Raw genomic sequence first — 6,043 nt, 5'->3', positions numbered from 1 at the left:
TGAACTGGCTCAGGCTTTTTGTTGCCTGGATCATGGCAGCTCTGATGGATTCATCCGCCATCGGATACGGCCCACGAGCCCTGGAATGCAATTGCCGCCTGATCAAACGGCATTGTTCAGGGCCGACGAATTTACACTCATTGACGGACGTGACCGTCAGAAAACAAGACTGCGCCGCTTTCCAAGCCGTCGCGCAAACCCTCGAAGATCAAAGGCTCAGGTAGCCCAAACTCATGCTTGATGAACATCCATCAAGTTAAACTCATACAAGTTATGCTACAATTAAGGTGACATGTAATTTCATGAGCGATCAAATGCAGAAAACATTATCAATATATCTAGTGCGCTTTCTAAGCAAAGTAGTTCCTGATGACACTCAAAATGTCGCTATCAACATATTCAGAAAAATCTCTAAGCTAGAAAATGACAGCGTAGCAAAATCTCATTTTGACAAAATCAGGGCAATAATAGAATCAAAATCTGCCGTACTTGATAGCATGCAGAACGAAATTTATCATTCTCTTAACCTTATTCCAACGTCTATGGAAGCACTTTATAAGAATGCAGCTAAATTAGCGAGTGAGCTAGAAGAGCTCCGAAAGTTGGAGCCTCTATCTATTGGAGATCTGAAAGGGAAGCTTATAATAGAAGCCGAAATTTTACTTAAACAATCGTTCTTTATGCTTGGCGGGGGCCTCGCTGCCGGTGGCGCGATTGCTGGTGCCGTAAGGGCGGGTGTAATCTTCCGTCGCGAGATTACGGACGGCGTCGAGTCTCTCTGGAACCAGGCCTTTGGCGAGAACGAGGCTGTGCAGCAGAACGCGGTTGCGGACACCAGCGATCAGGATCTGGCCATTACCACGACGCTGACGGAGGACGGCGCGACCCAGTTCGTGGTGACCAGCAACCAGGCCCATCACGATCAGCTCACCGGCAACAGCGATGCCAACGTGTTCATGAGCCAGGCTGGCAACGACACCCTCCATGGGGCGGGTGGCGACGACATCCTGATCGGCGCGGCCGGCGCCGATGTGCTCGTCGGCGGCGACGGCTCCGACACCGCCGACTATTCCGGATCCAGCGCCGGGGTGGTGGTCAACCTGGAAACCGGCACCGGTGCAGGCGGCGAGGCCGAGGGCGATCAGCTTATCTCGATCGAGGACGTCATCGGCTCCGCGCACGCCGACAGCCTGACCGGCAATGGCGAGGCCAACCTGCTCGTGGGCCAGGGCGGCGCCGACACCCTCAATGGCGGCGCGGGCGAGGACGTGCTGGTGGGCGGGGAAGGCGCCGATGTGCTCGATGGCGGGGCGGGCGCGGACCTGGTCGACTATTCCGGCTCGGCGGCCGGGGTGGTGGTCGATCTCACCACCGGCACCGGCCAGGGCGGCGAGGCCGAGGGCGATACCCTCACCGGCCTCGAGCATGTCATCGGCTCGGAGCACGGCGATCAGATCACCGGCACGGCCGAGGCCAATGCGCTCAACGGCCTGGCCGGCGATGACGTGCTCATCGGCGGGGCCGGGGACGATGATCTGGTGGGCGGGGAAGGCGCCGATGTGCTCGACGGTGGCGCGGGCTTTGACACGGTGTACTACACCGCCTCGGATGCGGGGGTGGTGATCGATCTCAGCACCGGGACCGGTGCAGGCGGCGAGGCCGCGGGCGATGGGCTCTCCGGGATCGAGAACCTGGTCGGCTCCGCGCACGCCGACAGCCTGACCGGCTCGGCCGAGGCCAACCTGCTCAGCGGCCTGTCCGGCGATGACGTGCTGGGGGGCGGCGACGGCGCCGACGTGCTGGTGGGCGGGGCCGGCGCCGATACGCTTGACGGCGGCATGGGCGAGGACCTGGCCGACTACAGCGGCTCGGATGCGGGCGTGGTGGTCGACCTGCGCGCCGGCACGGGGGCGGGCGGGGAGGCCGCGGGCGACTGGCTGGACGGGGTCGATCATGTGCTCGGCAGCCTGTTCGACGATCAGCTTCTGGGCCAGGACGGCTGGGGCAACCTGCTCTCGGGCGGGTTTGGCAATGATGTGCTCGACGGGCGCTCGGGCGCCGACACGCTGATCGGGGGCGCGGGCGACGATGCGCTCACCGGCGGGGCGGACGCGGACGTGTTCGGGTTTGCCGGGGCGATCGGCCATGACGTGATCAGCGACTTTGAGAGCGGGGTGGACGTGATCAGCTTTGCGGCGGAGGACGAGGACTTCGCGGACGGGGTCTCGGTGCTGCAGGCGGCCGAGCAGGTGGGTGAGCACGTGCTGATCCGGCTCGACGACGCGCGCAGCCTGACGCTGGCCAACACTCAGCTCACAAGCCTGAGCGACGCCGACTTCAGGATCGCCGCCTGACCGGCAGAAGGCTGAACGCGTGGAAGGCGGAGTGTGCTGCCTCCCGTGCCCACACGACAAGCGCCGCGGAGGTGACCCGCGGCGCTTTCGCGTTTGGAGGGACTGTCGGGAATTTCGTGTGGGGCCATTACGATGATCATGAGGGAGACATCGCATGGCACGCCGCAAGGAACCCCGCATTCCCGACCACCTGCTCGATCAGCTGCTGGCCGGTGCTGAGGCTAAATCAGCGTTCGCCAAAGACGGGCTGCTCGACGAGTTGAAGAAGGCGCTCGCCGAGCGGGCGCTCAATGCCGAGATGGATCATCATCTCGATCAGGAGAATGAGGCCGGCAACACCCGCAACGGCTATGGCCGCAAGAGCGTGCTCACCGACACAAGAGCGTGCTCACCGACACCGGCAGGATCGACCTGGAGATCCCGCGGGACCGGCGGGCGACCTTCGACCCGCAGCTGATCGCCAAGGACCAGCGCCGCTTTCCCGGCTTCGATGAGAAGCTCGTCTCCATGGACGCCCGCGGCATGAGCGTGCGCGGGATCCAGGGCCACCTGCGCGATCTGTACGGCATCGAGGTCTCACCGGATCTGGTCAGTGCCGTCACCGACGCGGTGCTCGAGGAGATCGCCGAGTGGCAGAACCGGCCCCTGGAGGCGCTCTACCCGCTGGTCTTCTTCGACGCCATCCGGGTCAAGGTGCGCGATGAGGGCACGGTGCGCAACAAGGCCGTCTACCTGGCGCTGGGCGTGCGTCCGGACGGCGCCAAGGAGATCCTCGGTTTATGGATCGAGCAGAGCGAGGGCGCCAAGTTCTGGCTGCGGGTGATGAACGAGTTGCGAACCCGCGGCGTCGAGGACGTGCTGATTGCGGTGGTGGATGGCCTGAAGGGCTTTCCCGAGGCGATCACGGCGGTGTTCCCCGACACCCAGGTGCAGACCTGCATCGTGCATCTGATCCGCTCGTCCTTGGCGTTCGTGGCCTACAAGGACCGCAAAGCCGTGGCGGCAGCCTTGAAGGAGGTCTACCGGGCCAAGGATGCCGAAGCCGGCCAGGCGGCGCTGGAGGCGTTCGCAACGTCGATTTGGGGCCGCAAGTATGAGGCGATCGCAGCATCCTGGCGGCGCCACTGGACGGCGGTGATCCCGTTCTTTGCCTTCCCCGATGAGGTGCGCCGGATCATGTACACGACCAACGCCATTGAGGCGCTCAATGCCAAGCTGCGCCGGGCGGTGCGGGCCCGGGGCCACTTTCCCACCGACGAGAGCGCGTTCAAGCTCTTGTTCCTGGTCTTGAGGCAGACCCAGAAAGAGTGGAAGATGCCGCCACGGGAGTGGGGCATGGCGAAAGCCCAGTTCGCCATTCTCTTCGAAGGCCGCTTCAGGCTGGGATGATGAACCCGGCCCGGACACGGAAATTCTGGCAGTCCCGAACCCGGACGCCCGAAGTCCATCCGCATCGCCTGCGCATAGCGACGGCGCCAGCGCCTTACCGTCAGAGTGCTCGTGCCGACGCGGGCCGCCACCTCAGTGGCGCGCAGGCCCTCACCCGACAGCAGAACAATCCGAGCCCGCCAGACAACCTTCTGGGGTGTATTGCGGTCGCGGACCAGGGTCTCCAGGCGATCCCGATCAGCAGCCGGAACCTCAATGCGTTCGATCTTGCCCATCCGAGCAGCATCGCACCTGAGACCAGATTTCGGAATCACCCGTCAGTGACAGAACACTAGAGGGGCATGACGACAACCCGTCGCCAGCCAGCGCTGCGCAATTGCGACCCGACCCGTGGAGCGGGGTTACTTCGGCGCTGGCTTGGACAACCGTTAAGGATCGCCAACCTAAAGTCCTCAGTGATGGCTGGAGCCGCCCCGATCACCCGAGCGACCGCCGCCAGAGCCTTTCCCGCCATGGCCCGCGTTGCCCTGGTCTCGATCATTGCCACGATGGTCGCGACCTCCATGGCCACGATCGTCGCGGCCGAGTTCATCGTGATCGCCTCCCCCACTGCTGTGGCCTTTGCCACCGCCGCGGTGACCGCCACGATCGCCGCCATTGCCCAGGGACGGCACGCCCTCGGGTTTGCCGCCATCACCAGAACTGGTTTCTCTATCGGAAGACCCTGCGCCAGAAGTCGAACCACCTGACTGCGTACCGCCGAACCCGCCAGTTCCCGATGAGCCACCTTTCGAGCCTCCGGAGCCGCCTCTACCGTGGTGTTGCGCATCGTCCGAGTGGCGACTGCCGGAGCCCCCCGTCCCGCCCGCTATGCTGTTCGAGACAGTCCCATCCTGCGGGCCAACACGATCACCCGGCTCGCCCGTAAGGATATGATGGCGTTCCGACGGCATCAGGACCCGGTTAGGCTCGTCGGCTGACGCGGCACTCAAGCTTGAGGCGCCAGTGAGGACGGCGATAGCAGCGCCGGCCAAGGCCGGCTTGAGGGTAAGTTTCATGCCGGTGATCCCTTTGAAGGCTAGAGCGAACGCGGACAGCGACCTGTAGCCGGCATCGAGCTCCGGTGCGTTCGGCCATGTTCATTCCCGGCCAATCCACGAGCTGTCGGCGGAGCCATAGAGGCTACGGATAGGCGAATGTCGCCCCGATGGATCGCTGATACGGTGCTACGTCAATACAGTCAGTGATCGTGAACCGGAGGTCGCGCGTGCCGAAATCGAAACGGGGTTTTGCTGCCATGAACCCGGACAAGCAAAGAGCCGCGGCCGCAAAGGGTGGTCGGAATGTCCCGGCGGCCAAGCGCACCTTTGCGCGGGATCCTGATCTTGCCTCACGGGCGGGCAGCAAGGGCGGATTGGCTTCGATTCCACCTAAGCGCCCCTCCCGCCAGGCTGACTGAGACGATCAGTGTCGCGAGTGCCGCGAAATCCCAGCTGATATGGTACGTTGGGCTAAAAGACGGAGGGCGACATTTCCAAGCCCGTGGCAAACACGGGAGGCAAGGGCAGGATTCCACCTTGTTTCTCGCCCGCACGCGCTGGACGATGCAGACCGCGTCCTCACCAACGTGGGCACGAGGCCACGACGCTCGAGATGGTCCTGAACCTGGACGAATGCGGGATATGTTGCCGAGAGGTATAGAGCTGCTCGGTATACTATCGTAGTCCTCTTCATATCGTGATGAGCCGCCGGGGATGGGAAGTGCGAAGCTCTGCTCCGCATTTCCCGGCCGAGTGGCTCGGGACGCCCTGAGCCGGAGGTCGGCGAGACCCCTCGGCTCGGGCGTCCTATGCGATTGAGACTGTCATGTTCTCCATTGCCGATGCCGCGCTTCTTTTTCGATGTCTATTGGGGTTCGATCGCGCTATGGCGGGAACTGGGTGATGACGGTGTGAGAAAGGCGGCGTATCGAGGCAGGTGATCAAGCCTTGTAGCGCGACGCGCAAATCTACGAGTAAGGCGACGGCCAGATTTACGAGATGTCGCCTCCGGTTGAAGTCGACCTACCGTGTCGCGGGACGACGCGGAGGAGCGAATGAGCCGGCTCGATCAGGAGGCTCGGATGGCTATCAAGGCATTGGCGGCGCGGGGAGCGACAAACAGTGGGATCGCTCGCTTGCTGGGCGTGACGGAAGGCGCGGTTCGCTATCAGGTGAAGCGGTTCGAGAGGGGCCTGACCGATGGCCGCGCCCGCCAGCCTTTCAAGGCCGAGGCCGTTGCCGCCGCCATCGCGCAGTGGC

The 6,043-nt window shown here is 63.3% G+C and carries 5 protein-coding genes and 2 pseudogenes; 6 read left to right on the top strand and 1 reads right to left on the bottom strand.

Going from position 1 to position 6,043, the window contains the following annotated elements:
• The 3 genes and pseudogenes from FS320_RS47295 to FS320_RS36225 form a co-directional block, all read left to right on the top strand.
• Positions 1 to 224 (top strand): hypothetical protein (locus tag FS320_RS47295; RefSeq protein WP_210252235.1); only part of this gene is annotated, 224 nt, incomplete at its 5' end.
• 378 nt (positions 225 to 602) lie between these two features.
• Positions 603 to 2,354, top strand: coding sequence for a calcium-binding protein (locus tag FS320_RS36230; RefSeq protein ID WP_162003449.1), 1,752 nt, complete (start codon positions 603 to 605; stop codon positions 2,352 to 2,354).
• Positions 2,355 to 2,508: 154 nt separating this feature from the next.
• A pseudogene (locus FS320_RS36225) lies at positions 2,509 to 3,743 on the top strand (IS256 family transposase).
• An 83-nt stretch (positions 3,744 to 3,826) separates the two neighbouring features.
• Here the strand turns inward: FS320_RS36225 and FS320_RS49975 are convergent.
• Positions 3,827 to 4,018, bottom strand: a pseudogene (locus tag FS320_RS49975) (helix-turn-helix domain-containing protein); the annotation flags it as partial.
• 183 nt (positions 4,019 to 4,201) lie between these two features.
• On the opposite strand from FS320_RS49975, the gene FS320_RS36215 reads away from it, so the two are divergent.
• From FS320_RS36215 to FS320_RS36205, 3 genes are all read left to right on the top strand, one after another.
• A complete protein-coding gene (locus FS320_RS36215; RefSeq protein WP_152717183.1) occupies positions 4,202 to 4,492 on the top strand; it encodes a hypothetical protein in 291 nt (96 codons plus the stop codon).
• A gap of 518 nt (positions 4,493 to 5,010) precedes the next feature.
• Positions 5,011 to 5,202 carry a con-10 family general stress protein gene (locus FS320_RS36210; protein WP_338105620.1) on the top strand — a complete coding sequence of 64 codons (192 nt, stop codon included), beginning with the start codon at positions 5,011 to 5,013 and terminating at the stop codon, positions 5,200 to 5,202.
• Positions 5,203 to 5,838: 636 nt separating this feature from the next.
• Positions 5,839 to 6,043, top strand: a 205-nt coding sequence (locus FS320_RS36205) for a helix-turn-helix domain-containing protein (RefSeq protein WP_152717182.1), incomplete at its 3' end; no start/stop codon positions are given.

The organism is Microvirga tunisiensis (assembly GCF_009296175.1).
Classification (GTDB): domain Bacteria; phylum Pseudomonadota; class Alphaproteobacteria; order Rhizobiales; family Beijerinckiaceae; genus Microvirga; species Microvirga tunisiensis.
The sequence above is the reverse complement of the archived record's forward strand: the minus strand, read 5'-3'. Positions and strand labels throughout refer to the sequence as shown.